The organism is Ruegeria profundi (assembly GCF_001507545.1).
GTDB classification, from domain to species: domain Bacteria; phylum Pseudomonadota; class Alphaproteobacteria; order Rhodobacterales; family Rhodobacteraceae; genus Ruegeria; species Ruegeria profundi.
Genome location: NZ_LQBP01000004.1, coordinates 337628 through 359949, shown reverse-complemented (window position 1 = coordinate 359949; position 22322 = coordinate 337628). Strand labels below are relative to the sequence as shown.

Genomic DNA, 22322 nt, shown 5'->3' with positions numbered 1-22322 from the left:
TCCCTGCCTTTCGAAAGAGCGCGCACTATATCCAAATCGACCTTCGTGGCAATGCGTCAGGCGATGATGTCAGGCGTTAAACGGTCTTCAATCAGGCGAATAATGTCCTTCAGCCGCAATTTCTGCTTTTTGAGGCGCTTGATCGTAAGCTGATCAGCCGTACCAGTGGATTGCAGCGCCTCGATCGCCTCATCCAGATCGCGGTGCTGGCGGCGGAAAACCTCGAGCTCAACCCGCAAAACCTCGTCTGTTTTCATCGATAGATCGGTGGGCGCGTTCATTGGCGACTCAATGGTTGTTGTGGTGCTTCCCACACAAGATAGTGCGTCAGGGTTTATATCGCCAGACCTTGTGGACATCGCTGAACAATCCCATATTCTATTACACGCGGTTGCCGGAACGGGGCCGCACCATACGTCGCTTTGACAAAAAAGGACGAAAATACGTGTCAAAACTTACTCTTGGCTCATACCCGCATCTTTTGGGGTTCGAGCAGTTGGAACGCCTTCTGGAACGGTCTGCAAAGGCTGGCAACGAAGGTTACCCGCCCTATAACATCGAACAGACATCGGATTTTTCTTACCGTATCACGCTTGCGGTGGCTGGGTTCGCCGAAGAGGATCTGTCGATCACCATCGAAGATCGTCAACTGGTCATCCGGGGTCGTCAACGCGACGATAGCGAGGGGCGCATATTCCTGCATCGCGGAATCGCCGCACGTCAGTTCCAGCGCATGTTCGTGCTGGCGGATGGTGTTGAGGTGGGCGAGGCGATCATCGAAAACGGTCTGCTGCACGTGGATCTAAGCCGAGCTGTGCCTGAAACCGTGGTGCAAAAGATCAACATAAGAAAGGGGTAAGAGCTATGAATACACCGATCGAGCTGAACACCGGGGGCGACAGGATCGCCTATGTAAAAACGGTCGAAGTCGCCGATCTGCCGCAAGAAGTCAGAGAGCAGGCCGGTGATCTGGATCAGTTATATGCCGTCCACAATTCTGACGGTCAGCAACTGGCGCTGGTCGCGGATCGCAAGCTGGCTTTCGTTCTGGCACGCGAGCATGACTTTTCGCCGGTAGCCGTGCACTGATACAGTGCCAGCGCGCACTATTTTCTCCGTGACATCTGGTGCCCTTAAAGCCAGACATGCGACTCTGTAATGGGGCGCAGAACGGAGGGCGCACGACATGAGCTGGTTTGACTTCGACTGGGTAGACGCCTTTACCGACCGCGCCTTTGGTGGCAACGGATGCGCCGTTGTCCACGGCGGCGCGGTTTTGTCGGAAGAAATTTGCACCGCCTATGTGCGCGAGACATCCTTGGTCGAATGTACGTTCACCGGGCCATCCGATGTGGCTGATTTTCGCGTGCGTTACTTTCTGGCAAGCCGGGAAATCCCCTTTGCCGGACATCCCACCATAGCAACGGTCGCGGCTATGAAGTCTCGCGGCCTGATTACGGGCGATACGCTGACTTTGGAAACCGGTGCGGGCCTTGTTTCAATCCGCCTGAACGGCGACGAGATTGAGATGACCCAAGTCGCGCCGCAATTCGGCAAGGTCATACCTGCCGGTATGGTTGCTGCCACCGTCAGTCTGCCCAAGGACGCGATTGTTGCCCCGCCTCAGTTTGTATCCACCGGTTTGCCATTTTGCATTACGGTTCTGCGGGATCACGATTCACTTCGTGCCGCGAAGCTGAACGTCGACGCGTTGCGCGAGCTTACTGCAAAGGCGGGCTATTCCGGTGTAGACATGGCAGAGCCTTTCTTAGTGACACTCAAGGGCGCAACAGACGCAGGTGATACCTTCTCGCGCCTACTGATGGCACCGCCCAGCCCGCCCGAGGATCCGTTTACCGGATCGGCAACCGGTGCGATGGCGGCCTATCTTTGGAAAAACGGGCTGATGACCAAGGACAGCTTTACGGCAGAACAAGGCCATGACATGGGCCGCCCGGGTCGGGCCACCGTGACGCGTGTAGGGCCGGTTGATGCAATGACCGGCATAAAGGTGGCCGGACGCGGATATGTTCTGATGCGCGGCCAGGTTGACTTGCCGGAGGTCACTAAATGACCCAGCCTGCCATCGCGATATTGCCCTATGGGCACCGTCTTGGACCGAAACTTGCTTCGGTCCCTTTATCCGAATTGATCTGGCCCGAGGGGTGCCCCGACCGTTTGGTCGGAAAGACGGTCGGCGATCTGGAGCGTACTGACCACCTGATCATGTACCCGAACTCAACCGTGCATCTTCGGCTGCGTCGTGGCACACGCGCACGCATTTCTCTGATGATGGGTGAGCCTTCGGCCATTCACGGCAAACACGACCGAATGCTGCGGTATACTTGGCGGCGATTTTTCCGCGTTTTCACCTTTCATGACGTGTTGCTTGAAAACATACCGAACGCGGTGTTCCTGCCCTATGGCGTGACGATGGTGCCCGACTGGCGGGATCTTGGCGTTGAGAAAACCAAGACCTGCTCGCTGATCGCCTCGGCCAAGCGCGATCTTGAAGGGCACAGGCTGCGCCATGCAGTGATCGACTGGGTTCGGGACACCGGCGCGGATGTGGACATCATGGGCCGGGGATATACACCGTTCGAGCGAAAATCAGACGGGCTGGCGCCCTACCGTTATTCCGTGGTGATCGAGAATGTGCGCGAGAGGAACTACTTCTCGGAAAAGCTGATCGACGCGATCCTTTGTTCGACAGTACCGATCTATTGGGGGTGCCCGAATATCGGCGATTTCTTCGATACGTCTGGCATGATCCTGTGTGAGTCCGAGGTCGATATCCGCCGCGCGATCCAGTCCGCTTCGATTGAGGACTTTGCCGCACGCTTGCCGCACTTGCAGTTCATCCAACAGCAAGCAGCCGAGTACGGCGATTTCGAAAGCAGGGCCGCGCGGCTGCTGCGCGCGGAATTGGACGCGACCCCGGGCTGACCCTTGGGCGGGTTGAACAGCGCGCCAGAGGGTAGCAACTCAACGCCTGCGCCGAATGGTAAGGGCAGGGGGCAATTGATGGCAAGCCAGTGTTGCTGTGGGGACCTACGCCAACGGGCGCTTATGTAATGCTTCCAAAGAAAAACGGCCCCCGTATACCGGGAGCCGTCTATTCGAATTTGCCAGATTTTAGGAAGCGGCGATCAAGCCCATGCTTTCCAGTTTAAGCAGCACTTGATGGGCGCAATTGTCGACATCGACATTCTCGGTCTCGACGCTCAGTTCAGGGTTCTGCGGCACGTCGTAAGGGTCGGAGATGCCGGTAAATTCCTTGATCTTGCCCTCGCGCGCCAGCTTGTACAAACCTTTTCGGTCGCGACGTTCGCATTCTTCGATCGAGGTCGCAACATGCACCTCGCAGAAGGCACCGAACTGTTCGATCTCTTCGCGAACTGCACGTCGGGTCGTGGCATAAGGCGCGATTGGAGCACAGATGGCGATCCCGCCATTCTTGGTGATCTCAGAGGCCACGTAGCCGATACGGCGGATGTTCAGGTCGCGGTGCTCTTTCGAAAAGCCCAATTCCGACGACAGGTTTTTACGAACGATGTCCCCGTCCAACAGAGTCACCGGACGGCCACCCATCTCCATCAGCTTGACCATAAGCGCGTTGGCGATGGTGGATTTGCCCGAACCCGAGAAACCGGTGAAGAACACCGTAAAGCCCTGCTGGCTGCGCGGCGGTTTGGTTTTACGCAACTCGGCCACAACTTCGGGAAAGCTGAACCATTCGGGGATTTCCAGACCTTCGGCCAGACGACGGCGCAGTTCGGTGCCCGAGATATTCAGGATCGTGACGTTCTCTTTGTCCAGAATCTCGTCATTTGGCTCATACTGGGCGCGTTCCTGTACGTAGACCATATGCTTGAAATCGACCATTTCGACGCCGATCTCGTCCTGGAATTTGCGGAACAGATCCTGTGCGTCGTACGGCCCGTAGAAATCCTCACCCTTGCTGTTTTTGCCCGGGCCGGCGTGGTCGCGGCCAACGATGAAGTGGGTGCAGCCGTGGTTGGCACGGATCAGGCCGTGCCAGACCGCCTCGCGCGGGCCACCCATGCGCATCGCAAGGTTCAGCAGCGACATCGAGGTGGTCGAGGCCGGGTATTTGTCCAGCACCGCCTCGTAGCAGCGAACACGGGTAAAATGATCCACGTCGCCCGGCTTGGTCATGCCGACAACCGGGTGGATCAGCAGGTTGGCCTGTGCTTCTTTCGCGGCGCGGAAGGTCAGTTCCTGGTGCGCGCGGTGTAGCGGGTTACGGGTCTGGAAGGCCACGATGCGCCGCCAGCCCAGCTTACGGAAATAGGCGCGCAGTTCGTTCGGAGTGTCACGGCGACCGCGGAAGTCATAGTGAACCGGCTGCTGGATACCTGTAACGGGACCACCGAGATAAACCTTTCCGGCCACATTGTGCAGGTAGTTCACCGCCGGGTGCGCGTCATCATCTGCGCCGAACACTTTTTCGGCTTCGCGCGCTTTGTCCGGGGTCCAGCGGTCGGTGACTGTCATGGTGCCAAGGATGACACCTTCCTGATCGCGCAGGGCGATGTCCTGACCCAGTTCGATTGTGTCAGCAAAATCTTCGCTGACGTCCAGCGTGATTGGCATTGGCCACAAGGTGCCGTCAGCAAGACGCATGTTCTCGACGACGTTGTCATAATCGGCCTCGCTCAGGAAGCCTTTGAGCGGATTGAAACCGCCATTCATCAGCAGTTCCAAATCGCAGATCTGACGGGGGCTCAGGTCCCAGCTGGTCAGGTCGGCGGCTTCCACTTTCAGCTTTTGCGCCGAGTCATATGACACATACAGTTCTGGGATCGGAGCAAGATTGCTTAACATCGTCATGGGAATACTCTTGTCGAAGTGCGGTTTTACCGGTGGTTCAGGGGTGTTTGCTGGGGCATGTGCCCCGAGCGCTTGTCGGAGTCCATATACATTCAGGAAATAAAGGACGATATGCGCGGTTTTTGACCGGATTGGAAGATTTTTTCGCAACAGTCGACTTTTCCCGACTTTATTCCCATTGATGCGCTGTCGTCGGGTGGATTTAGTACGTCTGTTCCAAGGCCGCTTTATGCTCAAAAAGATCGGATGCTTTTGCCACGGGCAGGGCGAGAATCGGCTTTGCAACGCCGCGAAGGTCAAAGGATTGAAGGTCAGCCGGGTCGCTGTCATATCCCGCAGCTTGCAGCAACTCGGTTGAAACCAAAAGCTCAGCCTTCAAGGCCTTGGTTTCGCCCTCAAGCCGGCTGGCCACGTTGACCGCATCGCCGATGATTGTATGTGCGGAACTGCCCACAGCGCCGATGTCACCCAGCACCAGATCACCCAGATGCAGCCCCATCCCAATGCGTATGCCGGGGCTGGCCTCGCTTTGGAGTTGCTGGTTAAAGCGCGCAAGGTCAAGACTGACATCAGCAGCGGCGGCAAGCCCGGCCTGAGCTGATCGTTCAGCGTCGGGCTTTTCAAATACAGCCAGCAGACCATCACCCATGTATTTATCGACAGCACCGCCATGCGCAGTAATCGCCGGAACAATCGCGTCGAAGAACCGGTTCAATAGGAACACAATGTCGTACGGCAATTGACCAGTAGTCCGCGAGGTAAATCCGCGCATATCAAGGAACAGCACGGCCAGTTTACGCTCTTGTCCGTGGCTGGCATGGGCGCGTTTACGTCCGCCATCGGGGCGGAACATGCGAAACGCGGTCAGCGGTTCGGTCGGACGGATCTGGCAAGCCAGCCGTGCGCCATCAGGGGCACCGACGGCGGCAAGGCTGCGGGCCTCGACCTCGCTGGGCGCAGGCAGCTTGTCGGCGCCATCTTCGACGATCACACGACACGTCGTGCACCGACCTTTGCCGCCGCACAGGGCTGTGTGCGGAACGCCGTTGGCCTGCGAGATTTCCAGAAGCGTCATGCCCTTTTCGGCGACCACCTCGGGGCCTTCGACATAGTTTACCCGCACGGAATGTCTGCGCCGCCATAGTTTGCGCACGACGAAAACCAAAAGCGCCGCCCCAAGCGCCATCAGGAATGCCATAAGCGCGTTGTTTTCCACTTGGGTCATGGTCTGAAAAGCCTCGGGCGAGGGCCAATTGTAATGCTCGATGTATTGATCCCGCAGGAAGGGATCGCCAAAATCGACCCAGATACGGCGCCCTTCGGTCAGCAACCCGGCCAGTGCAAACGAAGGCACAAATACGGCTGCACCGATCAGATAGGGTACAGTCCTTGACCACCAGCTAGTTAGCCGCAGCCACATGTGTAAACCGATGCAGCTGTGGACCCAGACAACCAGCAGCAGAACGCTTTGCATCCACACCGCAGAGCTGGGCCACATTAGAGCGATGATATAGCCCATCTCGTCGTTGACGGCAAAAACCTCATGGGCGTAGCGCGTGTGGACGATATGGGCGATAAGCTGCAGTGGGATCAGAAGACCCAGAACAATTTGCAAGCCTGTGCTGAAGGGCATCCGCATCGTCCGGCGTTGACTGATGGAATAGAGCGCAAGCCCGGAATGGATGAACAGCGCAGCGTACAGGATCACGCTGCCGAGGTCGTGTCGCGTGACGACATGGCGACCTTTCTGCATGCTGTGCAGGTAATCGGTGTGGAACAGGCCCAACCCGATATTAATGAAGTGAAAGAAGGCATAGGCGAACAGGACCAAACCGCTGCCGATCCGCAGCCGGGTTGTCCACCCGCCTTGCCACAATACGCTTTTCACTCAGGCCACCTGCATTCGCTTATCCTGGCCCGAGTCTGATACGCGCGAGCGTATGGGTCAAGCTGCGGTTGTGCCCAATGAGATGTCAGAATTCCCCGAACGGTTCGGGGAATTCCAGGGGTCGTTTAATCGTGTTGCGCCAAAAAACGCTCGGCGTCCAGGGCGGCCATGCAGCCCATACCGGCGCTTGTCACTGCCTGCCTGTAGATGTGGTCGGTCAGGTCGCCCGCTGCAAACACACCCGGCACCGATGTTTCGGTTGATCCCGGCTTGGTGACCACATAGCCGCCCATGTGCGTTTCCAGCGTGTCTTTGACCAGCTCGTTTGCAGGGGCGTGGCCAATGGCGACAAAGACGCCCTTGCAGGGTATCTCGGTGATCTCGCCGGTTTTTACGTTCTTGACGCGCACGCCCTCGACACCCAAGGGGGCATCGGTGCCAATGACCTCCTCCAGTTCGTGAAACCACAGCGGTTCGATCTTTTCGTGCTTGAGCAGCCGGTCCTGCAAAATCTTCTCCGCCCGCAGTTCATCGCGGCGATGGATCAACGTGACTTTGCTGGCGAAATTGGTCAGGAACAGCGCCTCTTCCACGGCGGTGTTGCCGCCGCCAATCACCACAATCTCCTGCCCACGGTAAAAGAAACCGTCGCAGGTGGCGCAGGCTGAAACGCCAAAACCCTTGAACTTGTCCTCTGACGGAAGACCCAGCCATTTCGCGCGCGCTCCGGTGGCCAGAATGACTGAATCGGCGGTATAGGTGGTGCCGCTGTCGCCCTTGGCAGTGAACGGACGTTTCGAGATGTCCAGATTGCTGATGATATCGCCAATGACCTCACATCCCATCGCCTTGGCGTGGTCCTGCATGCGAACCATCAGGTCCGGGCCCTGAACTTCGGTATCGCCGGGCCAGTTCTCGACCTCGGTCGTGGTGGTCAACTGACCGCCGGGTTCGATGCCCTGAACCAGGATCGGATTCAGCATTGCGCGGCTTGCGTAGACGCCCGCAGTGTAACCAGCGGGTCCTGATCCGATGATCAGAACCTTGGTGTGACGTGTTTCGGCCATGGTACCCCTAACTCGATCTGCCTGATTGGGCCGCTTGGCCCCTGACGGTGGGATATAGCGGTCCGCCAGCCACCCTTAAAGCCCCTTCGTGCTTTGTACCTGCTATGCATGCTGCGAATACCGCGCAAAGAGGGGAGGGAAGAATAAACAATATTGCGCAGTCGTGAAATATTATTGCGCATCTTCTGGCTGCTGATATAACAACCGAAAAATCAGGAGCATTTGATGGTCGCGATACGGCTGGATGAGATTGACCGCAAGATTCTGGCGGAACTGCAGGCAGACGGTCGCATGACCAATGTCGAACTGGCAAAACGCGTGGGAATTTCGGCCCCACCATGCCTGCGGCGCGTACGAACTCTTGAGGAATCAGGACTGATCCGTGGCTACCACGCTGATGTGAATTCGCGTGAGCTGGGATTCGAGGTTCAGGTCTTTGCAATGGTCGGTCTGGAAAGTCAGGCCGAGTCCGAGTTGAGCGCATTCGAGGAACGCTGCCGCGAGTGGCCTTTGGTCAGGGAATGTCACATGCTGAACGGCGAGGTGGATTTCATCCTGAAATGCGTGGCCCCTGATCTGAGCAGTTTTCAGCAGTTCCTGACCGGTGCATTGCTGACCACGCCGAATGTTGCAAGCGTCAAGACGTCGTTGGTTATTCGCGGCGCAAAAGATGAACCAGGCGTGCCATTCGACGTCCTCGAAGACCGGATGAGTCGGACGGCCTGATCCCTGCAAGCTTAGGATGTGGTTTTATGGGTGGCAGGACCGCTGCCACCGAAACATAGACCACCCAACTGATGAGTAACTGCATATTGCCCCCGTATAGCAGACTTTAACGCGATTCACGCGGTTATCGCATCCACCTCTCCGTCACCAGCCCGCGGCATGACCAAAGGCCCGAAGTCACTTAGCGTGTCGATATGCGCAAACAAATTCAGGTAGATCGACCTGAGAGAATGGCTGAGCCTACGCACGGCGTTGACGCCCGGATGGTAGGTTTCGAACTGCAAACCATCCACATTGATGACAGCGTGCCTTTTCAAACAGATATGGAACAGCTCAATCGGAGTTGGTGGCAGTGTTTCGATTACACTCATACCGTCCTGGAACTCATGCACGGGTGTAAGCACCGGTCCCTCTCCGTTCACGTGACGCAAGTGTGACGGCGTACCTAGTAACCGCGCGGAAGGGCCAACAATGACACCAGACATCGGCTTTTGCATGCCAAATGTGTCGGCCATGATCCTTGTTAACGGGCGCGTGCGGCCGTGTGAATCCTGACGTCCGGGAATCAACATAACCGACCCCTTCCAAAGGACTGTTTCCGAAGCGCCGGTCTGAGTCAGGACAGTATCGCCCGGCAACAGGTCTTCGAAGGCCATCGGGCCCGATTCGGTTTCAACCAAGGCTCCGCGCGTAAAAGCACAGAACGCGTCTTCGAACATTGGCAGTGCAGGGGCAATGTGACGTGTTTGAACGACTTCCCCGTTTTTCATCAGTGTGCTGACTTCATAGCGCCTAAGCTGCGCTTTTTTCTGTGTTTTCGACCTTGGCCCATCGCGCAGCAATGCCGACGTTTCAACGGCATTCCTGGCAGCGCGCGATAAAGAATTTGGGATAGTCATTACAATTCCGTCCCCTCTAAGAAACGAACAGGTAAGCTGAACCCCCGTGCAGCAGCGCCTGATCGGATTTACTTTTGCCTTGCAAGAAATCGATGACCGCAGCACAACAGGCATCTCGACCGCGAGCCGCGACAGAAACCTCAACGCTGTTGGTCATCACATTGACCCCCCTGCAAACTCATACAAACGCAGGCGAAATTGCCTACGCAAACAGGCTCCGAACCTGAACCGCGCAAAATACCGGCGGCAGGCCACACACCGGATCGGAGCACCCCTCCGATGTGCGTCTCGTCCCGGAACCGGCAGCTTGGCTCGCGGGGTTTTCATGGTCAGCTACGTGCCGCCATGCGGCGTGCGACCCTGATTGATTGACTGGAAACCCGTTTCCAAGGCATTTCCAGCTCATGCTCTCTGGTGGCCGCAAGAACGGCGCAGAGAAAACGCGATTTCCTCTTCATTGTGTTGTCCTGCTCGTTTTGGGACCGACGTCCCTTTTCCTCTGGGGTCCTAATTTGCTTGGCTATTGCGGCGGCGATAAGGCTGATCCGGGATGAATTCAGGACAAACGAGACTTTGCGATTCCTCTTCTTTAAATACGTCGCGCCCTGCGGGGGTACTGACAGATAAACACCTGAGAGCGGACAAAAATTATCAAATTGTAGTGACTTAGCTAGCCAAACAATTGTGGCGAAAAAGCGGCGAAATTGCCTTAATTCGGGTTTTGCTTAAAGTTTTATGGCGGAAATCAGGCGTCCGTAATCCGCTTCTTTCGCGTGGGTAGACCGGCGGTACGAATAGAATCTTTCAGCATCGGAGTAGGTGCAGTGGCGTGTCCATTCAGCCTGACCCACGCCCGCCTGACGCAATCTGTGCAGCCCAAAGGCGGGAAGATCAAATTGCAGCCGATCGCCGTGTCCGTTTGCAAAAAAACGCAGGTTGTCTGGTGAATCAGCGGCGAATTCGTCCAGAAATTCGGGGCCAACCTCGTAAGCTGACTGTGAGATCGAGGGGCCGATCACGGCAGTGATGTTTTCCCGCGTTGCACCGAGGGCTTCCATTGCGTCAAGCGTAGCTTCCAACACTCCGTCCAAAGTGCCGCGCCAACCCGCGTGCGCAGCTCCGATCACGTTTGCTTCCGTATCTGCAAACAAGACTGGCTGACAATCGGCAGTCAGAATCGTCAAAGCCAATCCCGGGGTCGCGGTGACGACGGCGTCTGCCCTTGGCTTATCCCCATTTATCGGGGCGTCGACCGTCAGAACAGTTGGTGAATGAACCTGATGGACTCCGACCAGGGCGTCTGGCGCAACCTCCATCGCCTGTGCGACCCGCTTTCGATTCAGCGTTACGGCTTCGGTTTGATCGGACGAGCCATAGCCGCAATTGAGCCCCGCGAAAATGCCCGATGACGCGCCGCCTCGGCGGCTGAAGAACCCGTGGCGTACGGGGTTCAGCAAATCTGAGGTCAAAATTTCCAAGGTCATGGCTCAAGTCCCGGTGGCGGCGAGGAGGGCGAGGGGTACAAGCCCAGCACTTTGAACAGGTTTCCCATTTCGTCCGGATGCGTCAACCGGCGATGTGCGGCAACCAGCTCTTCCAGCTTGGACCCGCCGAGAGTCGCTGCAAGGGATTGCGCACGGGTGGCGATACCAAGCCGTTCCAGAAAAATCCCCTGGGGGGTGAGCCGCGTATGAGCGCATCCTGCAGCGCGGGCCGCAATCGCCAAAGGTTCGAAATCCACATGCGCTGTCAGATCAGCTTGGCCGGGCTTGTCCAAAGGGTCTGTGTGCGTGTGCCCGTGAAGCGCCTGGAATGTATCGCCAAGCGAATGCCAGTCACCATAGTCCACGATCAGCCCAGCCCCGGCATGCGTGCCGATCCGCCGGGCGATCACGGCAATGATGGGTATCGCTGCGGCGCAAAGCTCGACCAGATCACCATCTTTGGTGTCGTCTAGCCGATCCATCAGCGCAACCTGATCTGATTGCGGGCCCAACCCCCAGGTCAGTGTATTGCCGTCGGCACCGATAAGCCGTTCGCGCCAACCCGTTCCATCACGCAGAAACTGGCGAATGGGCAGGGCGTCGAAAAACTCATTTGCCACCAGAAACAACGGGGCTTCGGGCAGGTCTGCCACCGAGTCGACCCAACGCGGTTGATAGCCTGACAGCGTCTGTGCCTGGATGTCTCTCAATGTGGGCGAGGCTTCAAACAGTACGATCTGGGCGGCATCCGTGAAACCGGGCACACCAGCGGTGGCGCGCAGCATATCCGCCATCAACGTGCCACGACCCGGGCCAAGTTCGGCCAGTACAAAAGGGTCTGGGCGACCCTGATCCAGCCAGCTTTGTGCCAGTGACAGGCCGATCAACTCACCGAACATCTGACTGATTTCCGGGGCAGTGATGAAATCGCCCTGTGTGCCAAGCGGATCGCGAGTCGTGTAATAGCCAAAAGTCGGATGCAGCAGGCATTCAGTCATGAAGTCGGCTACGCTTATCGGGCCGTCCAGCGCGATTCGCTCAAGCAGATGATCCATCAAAGTCATGCGATCCGCCTTGCACGCAGGGCAAGCCACAAGCCCAGGCCAATCATCGGCAGCGACAGCAATTGCCCCATTGTCAGGCCGTACCCACCTATATGCAGCGCCAAGCCCAACGGATTGCCGGGCGAGATAAACTGCGCGTCGGGCTGCCGGAAGAATTCGACGCAAAACCGCGACGCGCCGTACCCGGCTAGGAAAACACCGGTGATCAGGCCGGGCTTGTGGAATGCTCCGCGCCGATATGCCAGCCACAAAAGCAGGATGCCCAGCAGCAAGCCCTCTAATGCGGCCTCATACAATTGCGATGGATGCCGGGCGCACATCCCGGCCAAAACGCCTGGGCAATCCTGCGCGGCTCCACCGGGGAAAATCACGGCCCAAGGCAATTCACTGGGGCGCCCCCAAAGTTCGGCATTGATGAAATTCGCCAGCCGCCCCAGCAGCAATCCGGGTGGCACCGTATGGGCAATCAAGTCTGCCAAGGACAGAACCGGGCTTTGCTGACGCCGCGCATAGAGATACGAAGCGACCACAACCCCAAGCAACCCGCCATGAAATGCCATGCCGCCCTGCCAGACTTTCAGAATCTCCAGAGGGTTCGAGAGGTAATATGCGGGCTGATAGAACAGGACGAACCCAAGTCGCCCACCTACAATCACGCCGAGAATGATCCATGTGATGAGGTCCTCAAGCTGTTCAGGCTTGATCGGTGGCGTTTTCTCGGGCCAGAGGGCAGGTCGCCGCAACGCCATAACCCCCATCCGCCATGCAATCAGGATACCGGCGATATAGGACAGCGCGTACCACCGAAGGGCAAACTCCATCCCGAACAGTGAGATCGAGAAAAGCTCGGGTGACAGATCGGGGAAATTCAGAACAGCCTGCATGTGCGTCTCATTGCCCGGGGTTTGAGGGGCAAGTCAACCTTGAGTCCGGGCCAATCGTCCCCCATATAAAGACCAACCGACAGACCGGAGTAAAGATATGCAGACCCGCAACAAAATCCTGGATGACGTTTCCCAGTTGATGACCAACGCCATGGGGGTGGCTCAGGGCGCGCGGGAAGAGGCCGAGAATGCGATGAAGTCAATGATTGATCGCTGGCTGGCCGATCGTGACTTCGTGACCCGTGAAGAGTTCGACGCCGTACGCGCGATGGCGCAAAAAGCCCGCGAAGAGAACGCAGCGCTGGAAGCACGCATCGCCGCGCTTGAGGCGAAGCTGGACAAGTAAAGCCGTCCCGTTTCTTACGATCTTGATTTTCAGGGCAAAGTAACGCGCCGCGCAATCCCGTCTTGGGTTGTACGGTGCGGTGCATTCTGACGCCTTGCGGAATTTAATCAAGACAAAGCTGAGGTCTGCGCCAATATTTTGAGTGCCGTTGCTGACTATCCACAACTTATTGCTGCTATCCCCAAGAAATAGGGTTGCCAGACCCCTGTCTCGCATCGCACCATATTTAGTACAGGCCCAAGGGGGAAGCCCGGCTTGTAGAGCAGGCAACTAGCGCTGGGGCACTGCCAGCCCCAAAATGCTAGAGAAAAGTGAGGTGGCATTATGGCCCTTTCCGAGCAGTTTCTCGAAGAAGACCTTCATCCGATTGATATAGTCGAGCACTTGGCCGAGCATCACGACTGGGATTTTGACCGGATCGGGGATGACCAGATCGCAATGGCTGTCGAAGGGCAGTGGCGCACATACTCAATCACTCTGGCCTGGTCCAACTATGATGAAACGCTGCGCATGGTGTGCTCGTTTGAAATGGAGCCACCTGCCGAGCGTGAGACCGAGCTGTATGAACTTCTGAACAAGATGAATGATCAGTGTTGGGCCGGGGCGTTCACGTACTGGGCCAATCAGAAGCTGATGGTCTATCGGTATGGTTTGGTTCTGGCCGGCGGCCAGATGGCCAGCCCGGAGCAGATCGACACCATGATCACAGCCGCAGTGCTAAGCGCTGAGCGGTACTACCCGGCGATCCAACTGGTCACCTGGGGTAACCGTGATCCGGAAGATGCGATGCAAGTCGCCATTGCAGAGGCCTACGGCCGCGCGTAAAGCTTTGCCCCGAACCGACTAACGAGAGGGGCAATCATGGACATGTCACGCGTCGCCGAGCAGGGGCTTGTGCTTCTGGGATGCGGCAAAATGGGATCAGCCATGCTCGCCGGATGGTTAGAGCATGGTCTGCCCGCATCTGCTGTCTGGGTCATCGATCCAAACCCCTCGGACTGGTTGAAGGCGCAGGGCGTCAACATCAACACTCCATTGCCCGAGGCCCCCGCCGTGGTGCTGGTTGCGGTCAAACCGCAGATGATGGGTGAGGCCCTGCCAGCGATCAAGGCGCTGGGCGGTGGCGACACCCTGTTTGTGTCGGTCGCAGCAGGCACGTCTATTGCCACATTTGAAAGCGTGTTGGGCAAAGATACCCCGATCGTGCGCGCCATGCCGAACACACCTGCGGCAATCCGCAAGGGGATCACGGCTCTGATCGGCAACGCACAGGCATCAGATGCAGACGTATCCCTTGCGGAAAACCTGTTGTCTGCAATTGGTGAGACCGTCCGGCTGGATGATGAGGCACAGATGGACGCTGTCACCGGGCTGAGCGGCTCGGGCCCGGCCTATGTGTTTCACCTGATCGAAACGCTGGCGGCGGCGGGCGAGGCCGAGGGCTTGCCGGGCGAATTGGCGATGAAACTGGCCAAATCCACCGTGGCTGGGGCCGGTGCGCTGGCCGTGGCTGCCGAGGAAGCCCCCTCGCAACTGCGCATCAACGTGACATCCCCCAACGGCACCACGCAGGCCGCACTTGAGGTGTTAATGCACGAAGAAACCGGTTTCCCTGACCTGCTGCGCCGCGCAGTCAAAGCTGCAACAGATCGATCCAAGGAGCTGTCTCGTGAGTGAGATTACATTCGACGACTTTCTAAAGGTCGATATCCGCGTAGGCGAAGTAACCCGTGCCGAGCCATACCCCGAGGCCCGCAAACCGGCGATCAAGATGTGGATCGACTTTGGGGATGAGATCGGCGAGCGGAAGACCTCGGCTCAGGTCACGGCGCATTACGACCCGCAGACTCTGATCGGAAAACAAGTGATGGCCGTCGTGAACTTCCCCCCACGCCAGATCGGCCGGTTCATGTCCGAGGTTCTGGTGTTGGGCCTGCCAGACGAAAACGGTGAGGTTGTCCTTATCGGCCCGGATGGCGAGGTTCCCATCGGTGGACGGATGCATTGATGAAGGTGCTGATTTCACGCCCGATGACTCCCGCCGTCGAGGCCCGCGCCCGGGCTGAGTTTAACGCGGAAATCCGAAAGGAGACCGTGCCGATGACGCGTGATGAGATGCTGCGCGCGTTGAGGGAGTATGACGTGGTCGTACCGACCTTGGGCGATCAGTTCTCGGCTCAGGTCTTTGCCGAAGTCGCGGACCCCCGCTGTGGGCTGCTGGCGAATTTTGGCGTCGGGTACAACCATATCGACGTCGACGCCGCGCAAACCGTGGGTATCGCCGTAACCAACACGCCCGGTGCCGTGACGGACGCGACGGCTGATATCGCCATGACCTTGCTGCTATCGACCGCCCGCCGCGCGGGTGAGGGCGAACGCTTGGTCCGTGCAGGTCACTGGCAGGGCTGGCATCCAACGCAGATGTTGGGACATCACGTCACCGGCAAACGCATCGGCATTGTTGGCATGGGACGGATTGGTCAGGCCATTGCGCGTCGGTGCCACTTTGGGTTCGGAATGCAGGTGGCCTATCAATCGCGCAGCCCGAAACAGGTGGACTACCCTGCCGAGTATGTCGCTGACCTGACCACTCTGGCAGGATACGTTGATTTTCTGATCCTTGCCGTCCCCGGCGGTGCTGAGACGCACCATCTGATCAACGCACAGGTGCTGGAGGCCATGAAACCCTCGGGCATCCTGATCAATATCGCGCGCGGAGAGGTCGTCGACGAAGCCGCCCTGATCGCCGCCTTGCAATCGGGCAAGATCACCGGTGCTGGTCTGGATGTCTATGAGTTTGAACCTGCTGTCCCGCAGGCTCTGTGCGAGATGGAGAATGTGACCCTGCTGCCGCATCTGGGCACTGCGACCGAAGAGGTGCGTAGCAACATGGGCCTTATGGCGCTGGATAACGTTGCGGCCTTTGTCGCAGGGCGACCGCTGCCGAATCCGGTCTAGGGTTCAACTGCCTCGCGCCAGTGCCTGCGACAAACCGAGACGTAGGTTTCATTGCCGCCAATCTGTACCTGTGCACCTTCGATGATGGTGTTTCCGTTCTCATCCTGTCGAATCACCATCGTCGCTTTCCGCCCGCATTTGCAGATGGTACGCACCTCTCTCATCTCGTCTGCGAGGGCTAGCAAGGCAGCTGATCCCGGGAAAAGGCGACCCTGAAAATCCACCCGAAGACCATAGGCAAGCACCGGCACGCTCAGGTCATCCACGGCGCGCGCCAACTGCCAAACCTGCTCTTCTGAAAGAAACTGCGCTTCGTCGACAAAGACACATGCGATTTCACCTTGGTCCAGCCGCTGTCGGATCATCGCAAACACGTCGTCGCTTGAAGAAAACGTGTCGGCATCGGCGGAAATGCCTATGCGTGACGCAATCTTTCCAATCCCGGCGCGCCCGTCCAGCGCCGCGGTCATCAGATAAGTATCCATGCCCCGTTCGCGATAATTGTGCGAGGCTTGCAGCAACACGGTCGATTTACCCGCGTTCATCGTGGAATAGTTGAAGTACAGTTTTGCCATGCGCCCGGGTCTAAATGGCCTTACGTGTCCCGGCAAGGCTATAACAGCCATGCATAAAAGTGACGTCGCCGCTGTCGTTGCAGGGGCAGAGCTTACGCTCAAAGGGGATGGATCCCCTGCGCCCACACCAGCGACGTCATCGGCCAACATGGGCCTTCACACAGCGGGGCCAAAAAATAGTGCCTCGCAATCACTCATTACTGGCCGGAAGGGCCACCACTCACTCACAAAACCCCTGCATATCTGAGGGATAGCCAATTTATGGCATTTCAATTATGACTAGAGTATGGGAATTTTCCTGTCCCTTTCCCCCGCACGGGCAGATGTTGTGGGTGACGCAGGCAGAAAAGGTAAAAATATGGCAGATATCGGAGCCTATCTGAAGAAGCACACAGAAGCGTTGGTCAAAGACGTTGGCATAGAGTCTGCGTGCGAGATTACCGGCAAATCCAAGGCAACCTTGGGTCGGTATTATTCAGACAATGCCGAACACGCTGACCGGTTCATGCCCGTCGACGCCGTGGCCAGGCTGGAGGCTGTTTCGAATTTCCCGCATGTGACATCGGCGCTGGCCGATTTGAAGAACATCACATTGTCCTATGACGGTCGAAACACGGACACGCCGCGAACCGGAGGGGTGAATTCCGACGTCATCGCGCTGAGCCAGCGCTTTGCGATGCTGATGACCGAATACCAAGCCGCCATAGAAGACGGGATCATCACTGTCAACGAAGCCAAACGCCTGCTGAAAGAAACCAGTCTGCTGCAACAGGTGTTGATCGAAATGAAGCTGCATCTGGAAGAGGAAAGCGTAAGCTGAGGCTCGCTTGCCGCCCCCCAGCTTCAATCCCTGACTGCAAGAATTCCTGCTTGTCAGCGGCTCGTCTAACCGTGCCGCTTCACAATCACTGACCCGACCGAATAGCCAGCCCCGAACGAGCAGATCAACCCGATATCACCGTCAGCCAAATCATCAGAATATTTGGAAAACGCGATGATGGATCCGGCTGAGGATGTGTTGGCGTAGTCCTGCAGAATGTTAGGCTGCTCCTCGGGTTCCGGTTCACGCCCCAATACCTTTTTGCCGATGAAATCGTTCATCGTCTTGTTGGCCTGGTGCAGCCACAGGCGTTTCAGGTCGCTGCTGGTTACACCTTCGGCTTCCATGTGATCCGAGATGTGTTTGCTGACCATCGGCAGTACTTCCTTGAACACCTTGCGGCCGTTCTGCATGAATTGCATGTCGCGCCGATCAACCACGCCGGCGGGGCGCGACCGGCGCAGGAAGCCGTTGTTATTACGAATGTTATTCGAAAAAGACGTGGCGCAGCGGGTCGAGAGGACTTCGAAATGTGGCCCTTGCGCGTCTTCGATCCGCTCGATCAGGGTGGCCGTTGCCACGTCCCCGAAGATAAAGTGGCAATCGCGGTCCCGCCATTCCAAGTGGCCCGAGCAGATTTCGGGGTTCACCACCAGCGCCGATCTGACCGAGCCCGAGCGGATCATATCCGCTGCGGCCTGAATGCCGAACGTGGCCGACGAGCAGGCAACATTCATGTCAAATCCAAAGCCGTTGATCCCCAGCGCTTGCTGAATTTCGATCGCAATCGCCGGGTAGGCCCGTTCGTGGTTCGAGGCTGCGCAAATCACCAGATCAACGTCTTCGGCCTTGCGTCCAGCCTGTGCCAAGGCTTTCTTGCACGCGTCTACCGCCATCTCGGTCATAATGCCCGGTTCGTCATCGCTGCGTTGGCGCAAAAGGGGGTGCATTACGTCAGGATCCAGCACGCCGGATTTGTCCATCACGTACCGGTTTTCGATGCCCGATGCCTTGAGGATGAACTCTTCCGAGGAATGCTGCAGCGGCTCAATCTCACCAGCTGCGATTTTGTCTGCATTCTTAGCGTTTTGCTTGTCTGCATATGCGTTGAAGGCAGCGACGAGTTCAGCATTGGTGATGATGTTTTCGGGCGTGAAAACACCTGTGCCTGTGATTGCGGGCGTGTACATGGCGGGTCCTGAAGGTTTCGAATCCGCCTAAAATGCAGTCACAATGGGATTTGATCAAGGGATGGTTACCTAAGGGAATATGCCGATTTTGATCAAATACCACTCTCACACGCTAACGACGCCGTAATAGCGAGAATGCCAGATGCTGATCTGGCTAGATCAACACCTTGGACACTCTGGCAGCTCACACGGCCGTTCAGCCCTGTAGCGATTTTACCTCAACATCCCCCTCGGCCTGCGCTTTGATCGCCAGTGCTGCGGCATGGCTTGCGGCTGCGGTGGTGAAGTAGGGGATTTTGTCATAGAGGGCAATTGAGCGGATGGACTTGCTGTCTTCAACCGCCTGCGCGCCCTCGGTGGTGTTCATCAATAGCTGCACCTGACCGTCTTTCAGCATGTCGGCCACGTCCGGGCGGCCCTCATAGACCTTGTTGACCACATCACAGGCAACTCCGTGCTTGGCCAACCAGGACTGGGTGCCGCGCGTGGCCACCAACGAAAACCCTTGTTCGGCAAGGACTTGGGCGGCCTCAAGCATCGCAGGGGTCTTGTCAGCATCCTTGATCGAGATAAACGCCCGACCTTTGGACGGCAGCACCATGCCCGCACCCATCTGTGCCTTAAGGAAAGCGCGCGGAAAGTCGCGGTCCCAGCCCATTACCTCACCGGTGGATCGCATTTCCGGCCCCAGGATGGTGTCGACGCCGGGGAAACGGGCAAAAGGCAACACGGCCTCTTTCACCGAGAACCACGGCATGTTCGGGTCGGCCAAAGTCATCTGGTCGGCAATCTTTGTATCCTGACCCTCTTGATACGGAGGGCGCTGTGGGAAGTTCGACAGTTTCTCACCCGCCATGATGCGCGCGGCAATCGACGCAATCGCGCTGTCGGTGGCCTTGGCGACAAACGGCACTGTGCGCGATGCACGCGGGTTAACTTCGATCAGATAAATCTCATCATCCTTGATCGCGAACTGAACGTTCATTAGGCCAACGACGTTCAGCGCTCTGGCCAGCTTGAATGTCTGTTCCTTGATCTCTGCAATGATTTCCTTGGAGAGGGAATAAGGCGGCAGCGAGCAGGCCGAGTCGCCAGAATGAACGCCGGCCTCTTCGATATGCTGCATGATGCCCGCAACATGGACATCGGTTCCGTCACACAGCGCGTCTACGTCCAATTCCACAGCACCGGCAAGGTAGCTGTCCAACAGAACCGGACTGGCACCAGAAACCACCACGGCTTCGTTGATGTAGCGCTTTAGCTGCTCCATATCGCGGACGATTTCCATCGCGCGCCCGCCCAGAACGTAAGAGGGGCGGATCACGAGCGGAAAGCCGATCTCTTCGGCAATTTCCAGCGCCTGCGCATCCGTCGCGGCGATGCCGTTCTTGGGCTGTTTCAGGCCCAACTCATTGACCAGCGCCTGGAACCGTTCGCGGTCTTCGGCAAGGTCGATGGCATCCGGGGTGGTGCCGAGGATCGGAATGCCTTCGGCCTCCAGCGCGTTGGCCAGTTTCAGCGGAGTCTGGCCGCCGAACTGAACGATCACACCATGCAGCGTGCCGTTTTCCTGCTCTTTCGTCAGGATTTCCATGACGTGTTCGAAGGTCAGCGGTTCAAAATACAGACGGTCCGAAGTGTCATAGTCGGTCGAAACCGTCTCGGGGTTGCAGTTGACCATGATGGTCTCGTACCCGGCGTCGGTCAGTGCGAAACAGGCGTGACAGCAGCAATAGTCGAACTCGATGCCCTGACCGATCCGGTTGGGCCCACCGCCGAGGATGACGACCTTTTTGCGGTCGCTTGGACGTGCCTCACACTCGACTTCACCCATCATCGGGGCTTCGTATGTCGAATACATATAGGGCGTTTGCGCTTCGAATTCGGCAGCGCAGGTGTCGATGCGTTTGAAGACGGCAGAAACACCGAGGTTCCGACGGGCGCGGCGCACGTTGTCTTCGTCACGGCCAGTCAGATTACCCAGACGTGCATCGGTAAAGCCCAGCATCTTGAGCCGACGAAGACCGTCTTCAGTCATTGGCAGGCCGTTTTTGCGAACCTCACGCTCGGCCTCGATAATCTCGCGGATGCGGGCGAGGAACCAGGGGTCAAACTTTGTGACACCAAAGATTTCGTCGTCTGACAGGCCATGGCGCATGGCTTGCGCGATGGTGCGCAGACGATCGGGCGTTTGCTGGCTGATCGCCTTGATCACGGCGGCCTTGTCGTCGGCTTCTTCCCAGACACCAACGTTCAGGCCGGGGATTTCGATTTCATCAAAACCGGTCAGACCCGATTCCATCGAGGCCAGAGCCTTCTGCATCGATTCGTGGATGGTGCGGCCGATAGACATCGCCTCACCCACCGACTTCATCGCGGTGGTCAGGTAGGGTTCCGAGCCCGGGAATTTCTCGAACGCAAATTTCGGGATCTTTGTGACGACATAGTCGATGGTCGGCTCGAACGACGCGGGCGTGACTTTGGTGATGTCGTTGTCCAACTCATCCAGCGTGTAGCCCACGGCCAGCTTAGCGGCGATCTTTGCAATGGGGAAACCGGTCGCCTTGGACGCAAGCGCCGAGGACCGCGACACACGCGGGTTCATTTCGATCACGACCATACGGCCATCATCGGGGTTGATCGCCCATTGAACGTTCGAGCCGCCGGTTTCGACCCCAATCTCACGCAGAACGGCAATCGAGCCGTTGCGCATGATCTGGTATTCCTTGTCGGTCAGCGTCAGGGCAGGGGCCACAGTGATCGAGTCACCGGTATGCACACCCATCGGATCGACGTTTTCGATCGAACAGACGATGATGGCGTTGTCGGCAGTGTCGCGCACCACCTCCATCTCGTATTCCTTCCAGCCCAGCAGGCTTTCATCGACAAGGATCTGGTTGACGGGCGAGGCATCCATGCCCGAACGGCAGAAATGGATATAATCCTCACGGTTATAGGCCACGCCACCGCCAGTGCCGCCAAGGGTAAAGGCGGGGCGGATGATGGCGGGCAGGCCGATCTCTTCCAGCTCATCCAAGGCGATCTGCACGCCTGCGTCCAGATCAGCGCTGCCATCTGCTTTTTTAGGGGCGGTCACGATGGTTGCCTTGGGGTTTTCCAGACCAAGCCGGTCCATCGCCTCGCGGAACAGCTTGCGGTCTTCGGCCATTTCGATGGCGTCGCGTTTGGCGCCGATCATCTCGACCCCGAATTTTTCCAGCACGCCCATCTCTTCCAAAGCCAACGAAGTGTTCAGGCCGGTCTGACCACCCATCGTGGGCAGCAGCGCGTCGGGGCGTTCTTTTTCGATGATCTTGGCGACAATCTCGGGGGTGATTGGTTCGATGTAAGTGGCGTCTGCCAATCCCGGGTCGGTCATGATGGTGGCCGGGTTTGAGTTCACCAGAATGACCCGGTATCCTTCTTCGCGCAGCGCCTTGCAGGCCTGAGCGCCGGAATAGTCGAACTCGCACGCCTGACCGATAACAATGGGCCCCGCTCCGATGATCATGATCGACTGGATGTCGGTTCTTCTGGGCATGGCCTTGTTCCTTCGATTGTCCGCGA

At 57.6% G+C, this 22322-nt stretch carries 22 protein-coding genes; 11 read left to right on the top strand and 11 right to left on the bottom strand.

Annotated elements, in window-relative coordinates; all coding sequences use genetic code 11:
• Positions 1–56: 56 nt before the first annotated feature.
• Positions 57–281 carry a YdcH family protein gene (locus tag AVO44_RS10110; protein WP_058280035.1) on the bottom strand — a complete coding sequence of 75 codons (225 nt, stop codon included), beginning with the start codon at positions 279–281 and terminating at the stop codon, positions 57–59.
• Between the two features lie 164 nt (positions 282–445).
• Here AVO44_RS10110 and AVO44_RS10105 point away from each other — a divergent pair, with 164 nt between their 5' ends.
• The 4 genes from AVO44_RS10105 to AVO44_RS10090 all read left to right on the top strand — a co-directional run bounded on the left by AVO44_RS10105 (position 446) and on the right by AVO44_RS10090 (position 2946).
• Complete coding sequence (locus tag AVO44_RS10105) at positions 446–859, top strand: Hsp20 family protein (RefSeq protein ID WP_068336409.1); 414 nt, start codon at positions 446–448, stop codon at positions 857–859.
• 5 nt (positions 860–864) lie between these two features.
• A complete protein-coding gene (locus tag AVO44_RS10100; RefSeq protein ID WP_068336200.1) occupies positions 865–1089 on the top strand; it encodes a DUF1150 family protein in 225 nt (74 codons plus the stop codon).
• A 97-nt stretch (positions 1090–1186) separates the two neighbouring features.
• The gene (locus AVO44_RS10095; protein WP_068336197.1) at positions 1187–2074 is read left to right on the top strand and encodes a PhzF family phenazine biosynthesis protein; all 888 of its coding nucleotides are present in this window, start codon (positions 1187–1189) and stop codon (positions 2072–2074) included.
• Entirely contained in the window at positions 2071–2946 is an 876-nt protein-coding gene (locus AVO44_RS10090) for a glycosyltransferase family 10 fucosyltransferase (protein ID WP_068336195.1), read from the top strand. Before AVO44_RS10095 ends, AVO44_RS10090 begins: the two co-directional genes overlap by 4 nt.
• A 189-nt stretch (positions 2947–3135) precedes the next feature.
• Here the strand turns inward: AVO44_RS10090 and AVO44_RS10085 are convergent, their stop codons facing one another.
• From AVO44_RS10085 to trxB, 3 genes are all read right to left on the bottom strand, one after another.
• Positions 3136–4854: a bifunctional sulfate adenylyltransferase/adenylylsulfate kinase gene (locus tag AVO44_RS10085; protein ID WP_068336406.1), complete on the bottom strand. Its 1719-nt coding sequence runs from the start codon at positions 4852–4854 to the stop codon at positions 3136–3138.
• Positions 4855–5056: 202 nt separating this feature from the next.
• Positions 5057–6742, bottom strand: coding sequence for an adenylate/guanylate cyclase domain-containing protein (locus tag AVO44_RS10080; protein ID WP_068336192.1), 1686 nt, complete (start codon positions 6740–6742; stop codon positions 5057–5059).
• A gap of 125 nt (positions 6743–6867) precedes the next feature.
• Positions 6868–7809 (bottom strand): thioredoxin-disulfide reductase, encoded by a 942-nt coding sequence (gene trxB / locus AVO44_RS10075; RefSeq protein WP_068336189.1) that lies wholly within the window; start codon positions 7807–7809, stop codon positions 6868–6870.
• A gap of 225 nt (positions 7810–8034) precedes the next feature.
• Between trxB and AVO44_RS10070 the strand changes: the two genes are divergently transcribed.
• Complete coding sequence (locus tag AVO44_RS10070) at positions 8035–8535, top strand: Lrp/AsnC family transcriptional regulator (RefSeq protein WP_068336187.1); 501 nt, start codon at positions 8035–8037, stop codon at positions 8533–8535.
• A 116-nt stretch (positions 8536–8651) separates the two neighbouring features.
• Here AVO44_RS10070 and AVO44_RS10065 read toward each other — a convergent pair whose 3' ends face one another.
• The 4 genes from AVO44_RS10065 to lgt form a co-directional block, all read right to left on the bottom strand.
• Positions 8652–9434, bottom strand: a complete 783-nt coding sequence (locus AVO44_RS10065; RefSeq protein ID WP_068336184.1) for a Hint domain-containing protein — start codon at positions 9432–9434, stop codon at positions 8652–8654.
• A gap of 725 nt (positions 9435–10159) precedes the next feature.
• Complete coding sequence (pgeF, locus tag AVO44_RS10060; protein WP_068336181.1) at positions 10160–10918, bottom strand: peptidoglycan editing factor PgeF; 759 nt, start codon at positions 10916–10918, stop codon at positions 10160–10162.
• Positions 10915–11982 (bottom strand): class I SAM-dependent methyltransferase, encoded by a 1068-nt coding sequence (locus AVO44_RS10055; protein ID WP_068336178.1) that lies wholly within the window; start codon positions 11980–11982, stop codon positions 10915–10917. Before AVO44_RS10055 ends, pgeF begins: the two co-directional genes overlap by 4 nt.
• Positions 11979–12866, bottom strand: a complete 888-nt coding sequence (lgt, locus tag AVO44_RS10050; protein WP_068336176.1) for a prolipoprotein diacylglyceryl transferase — start codon at positions 12864–12866, stop codon at positions 11979–11981. The genes AVO44_RS10055 and lgt overlap by 4 nt, the downstream gene beginning before the upstream one ends.
• Positions 12867–12963: 97 nt before the next feature.
• Between lgt and AVO44_RS10045 the strand changes: the two genes are divergently transcribed.
• The 5 genes from AVO44_RS10045 to AVO44_RS10025 all read left to right on the top strand — a co-directional run bounded on the left by AVO44_RS10045 (position 12964) and on the right by AVO44_RS10025 (position 16170).
• Positions 12964–13212: an accessory factor UbiK family protein gene (locus AVO44_RS10045; RefSeq protein WP_050604795.1), complete on the top strand. Its 249-nt coding sequence runs from the start codon at positions 12964–12966 to the stop codon at positions 13210–13212.
• A gap of 324 nt (positions 13213–13536) precedes the next feature.
• Positions 13537–14037: a type III secretion system chaperone family protein gene (locus tag AVO44_RS10040; RefSeq protein ID WP_068336173.1), complete on the top strand. Its 501-nt coding sequence runs from the start codon at positions 13537–13539 to the stop codon at positions 14035–14037.
• A gap of 36 nt (positions 14038–14073) precedes the next feature.
• Positions 14074–14889: a pyrroline-5-carboxylate reductase gene (gene proC, locus AVO44_RS10035; RefSeq protein ID WP_068336170.1), complete on the top strand. Its 816-nt coding sequence runs from the start codon at positions 14074–14076 to the stop codon at positions 14887–14889.
• Positions 14882–15220 (top strand): tRNA-binding protein, encoded by a 339-nt coding sequence (locus tag AVO44_RS10030; protein ID WP_068336166.1) that lies wholly within the window; start codon positions 14882–14884, stop codon positions 15218–15220. The genes proC and AVO44_RS10030 overlap by 8 nt, the downstream gene beginning before the upstream one ends.
• Complete coding sequence (locus tag AVO44_RS10025; protein WP_068336163.1) at positions 15220–16170, top strand: 2-hydroxyacid dehydrogenase; 951 nt, start codon at positions 15220–15222, stop codon at positions 16168–16170. The genes AVO44_RS10030 and AVO44_RS10025 overlap by 1 nt, the downstream gene beginning before the upstream one ends.
• Here AVO44_RS10025 and AVO44_RS10020 read toward each other — a convergent pair.
• The gene (locus AVO44_RS10020; protein ID WP_068336160.1) at positions 16167–16745 is read right to left on the bottom strand and encodes a thymidine kinase; all 579 of its coding nucleotides are present in this window, start codon (positions 16743–16745) and stop codon (positions 16167–16169) included. The two genes, AVO44_RS10025 and AVO44_RS10020, sit on opposite strands and share 4 nt — an antisense overlap.
• Before the next feature lie 358 nt (positions 16746–17103).
• On the opposite strand from AVO44_RS10020, the gene AVO44_RS10015 reads away from it, so the two are divergent.
• Positions 17104–17565, top strand: a complete 462-nt coding sequence (locus tag AVO44_RS10015) for a hypothetical protein (protein ID WP_068336404.1) — start codon at positions 17104–17106, stop codon at positions 17563–17565.
• 65 nt (positions 17566–17630) lie between these two features.
• Here AVO44_RS10015 and AVO44_RS10010 read toward each other — a convergent pair whose 3' ends face one another.
• The gene (locus tag AVO44_RS10010) at positions 17631–18755 is read right to left on the bottom strand and encodes a beta-ketoacyl-ACP synthase III (protein ID WP_068336157.1); all 1125 of its coding nucleotides are present in this window, start codon (positions 18753–18755) and stop codon (positions 17631–17633) included.
• Positions 18756–18951: 196 nt separating this feature from the next.
• A complete protein-coding gene (gene carB / locus AVO44_RS10005; protein WP_068336154.1) occupies positions 18952–22296 on the bottom strand; it encodes a carbamoyl-phosphate synthase large subunit in 3345 nt (1114 codons plus the stop codon).
• Positions 22297–22322: the final 26 nt, after the last annotated feature.

What these genes read in the sequence shown, in the direction of transcription:
- AVO44_RS10020 (WP_068336160.1), bottom strand. Translation starts at nt 16,745, where the DNA reads ATGGCAAAACTGTACTTCAACTATTCCACGATGAACGCGGGTAAATCG.
- carB (WP_068336154.1), bottom strand. Translation starts at nt 22,296, where the DNA reads ATGCCCAGAAGAACCGACATCCAGTCGATCATGATCATCGGAGCGGGG.
- AVO44_RS10100 (WP_068336200.1), top strand. Translation starts at nt 865, where the DNA reads ATGAATACACCGATCGAGCTGAACACCGGGGGCGACAGGATCGCCTAT.
- AVO44_RS10110 (WP_058280035.1), bottom strand. Translation starts at nt 281, where the DNA reads ATGAACGCGCCCACCGATCTATCGATGAAAACAGACGAGGTTTTGCGG.
- AVO44_RS10090 (WP_068336195.1), top strand. Translation starts at nt 2,071, where the DNA reads ATGACCCAGCCTGCCATCGCGATATTGCCCTATGGGCACCGTCTTGGA.
- AVO44_RS10095 (WP_068336197.1), top strand. Translation starts at nt 1,187, where the DNA reads ATGAGCTGGTTTGACTTCGACTGGGTAGACGCCTTTACCGACCGCGCC.
- AVO44_RS10085 (WP_068336406.1), bottom strand. Translation starts at nt 4,854, where the DNA reads ATGACGATGTTAAGCAATCTTGCTCCGATCCCAGAACTGTATGTGTCA.
- AVO44_RS10025 (WP_068336163.1), top strand. Translation starts at nt 15,220, where the DNA reads ATGAAGGTGCTGATTTCACGCCCGATGACTCCCGCCGTCGAGGCCCGC.
- AVO44_RS10040 (WP_068336173.1), top strand. Translation starts at nt 13,537, where the DNA reads ATGGCCCTTTCCGAGCAGTTTCTCGAAGAAGACCTTCATCCGATTGAT.
- AVO44_RS10055 (WP_068336178.1), bottom strand. Translation starts at nt 11,982, where the DNA reads ATGACTTTGATGGATCATCTGCTTGAGCGAATCGCGCTGGACGGCCCG.
- AVO44_RS10010 (WP_068336157.1), bottom strand. Translation starts at nt 18,755, where the DNA reads ATGTACACGCCCGCAATCACAGGCACAGGTGTTTTCACGCCCGAAAAC.
- lgt (WP_068336176.1), bottom strand. Translation starts at nt 12,866, where the DNA reads ATGCAGGCTGTTCTGAATTTCCCCGATCTGTCACCCGAGCTTTTCTCG.
- AVO44_RS10015 (WP_068336404.1), top strand. Translation starts at nt 17,104, where the DNA reads ATGGCAGATATCGGAGCCTATCTGAAGAAGCACACAGAAGCGTTGGTC.
- proC (WP_068336170.1), top strand. Translation starts at nt 14,074, where the DNA reads ATGGACATGTCACGCGTCGCCGAGCAGGGGCTTGTGCTTCTGGGATGC.
- AVO44_RS10065 (WP_068336184.1), bottom strand. Translation starts at nt 9,434, where the DNA reads ATGACTATCCCAAATTCTTTATCGCGCGCTGCCAGGAATGCCGTTGAA.
- AVO44_RS10070 (WP_068336187.1), top strand. Translation starts at nt 8,035, where the DNA reads ATGGTCGCGATACGGCTGGATGAGATTGACCGCAAGATTCTGGCGGAA.
- AVO44_RS10045 (WP_050604795.1), top strand. Translation starts at nt 12,964, where the DNA reads ATGCAGACCCGCAACAAAATCCTGGATGACGTTTCCCAGTTGATGACC.
- trxB (WP_068336189.1), bottom strand. Translation starts at nt 7,809, where the DNA reads ATGGCCGAAACACGTCACACCAAGGTTCTGATCATCGGATCAGGACCC.
- pgeF (WP_068336181.1), bottom strand. Translation starts at nt 10,918, where the DNA reads ATGACCTTGGAAATTTTGACCTCAGATTTGCTGAACCCCGTACGCCAC.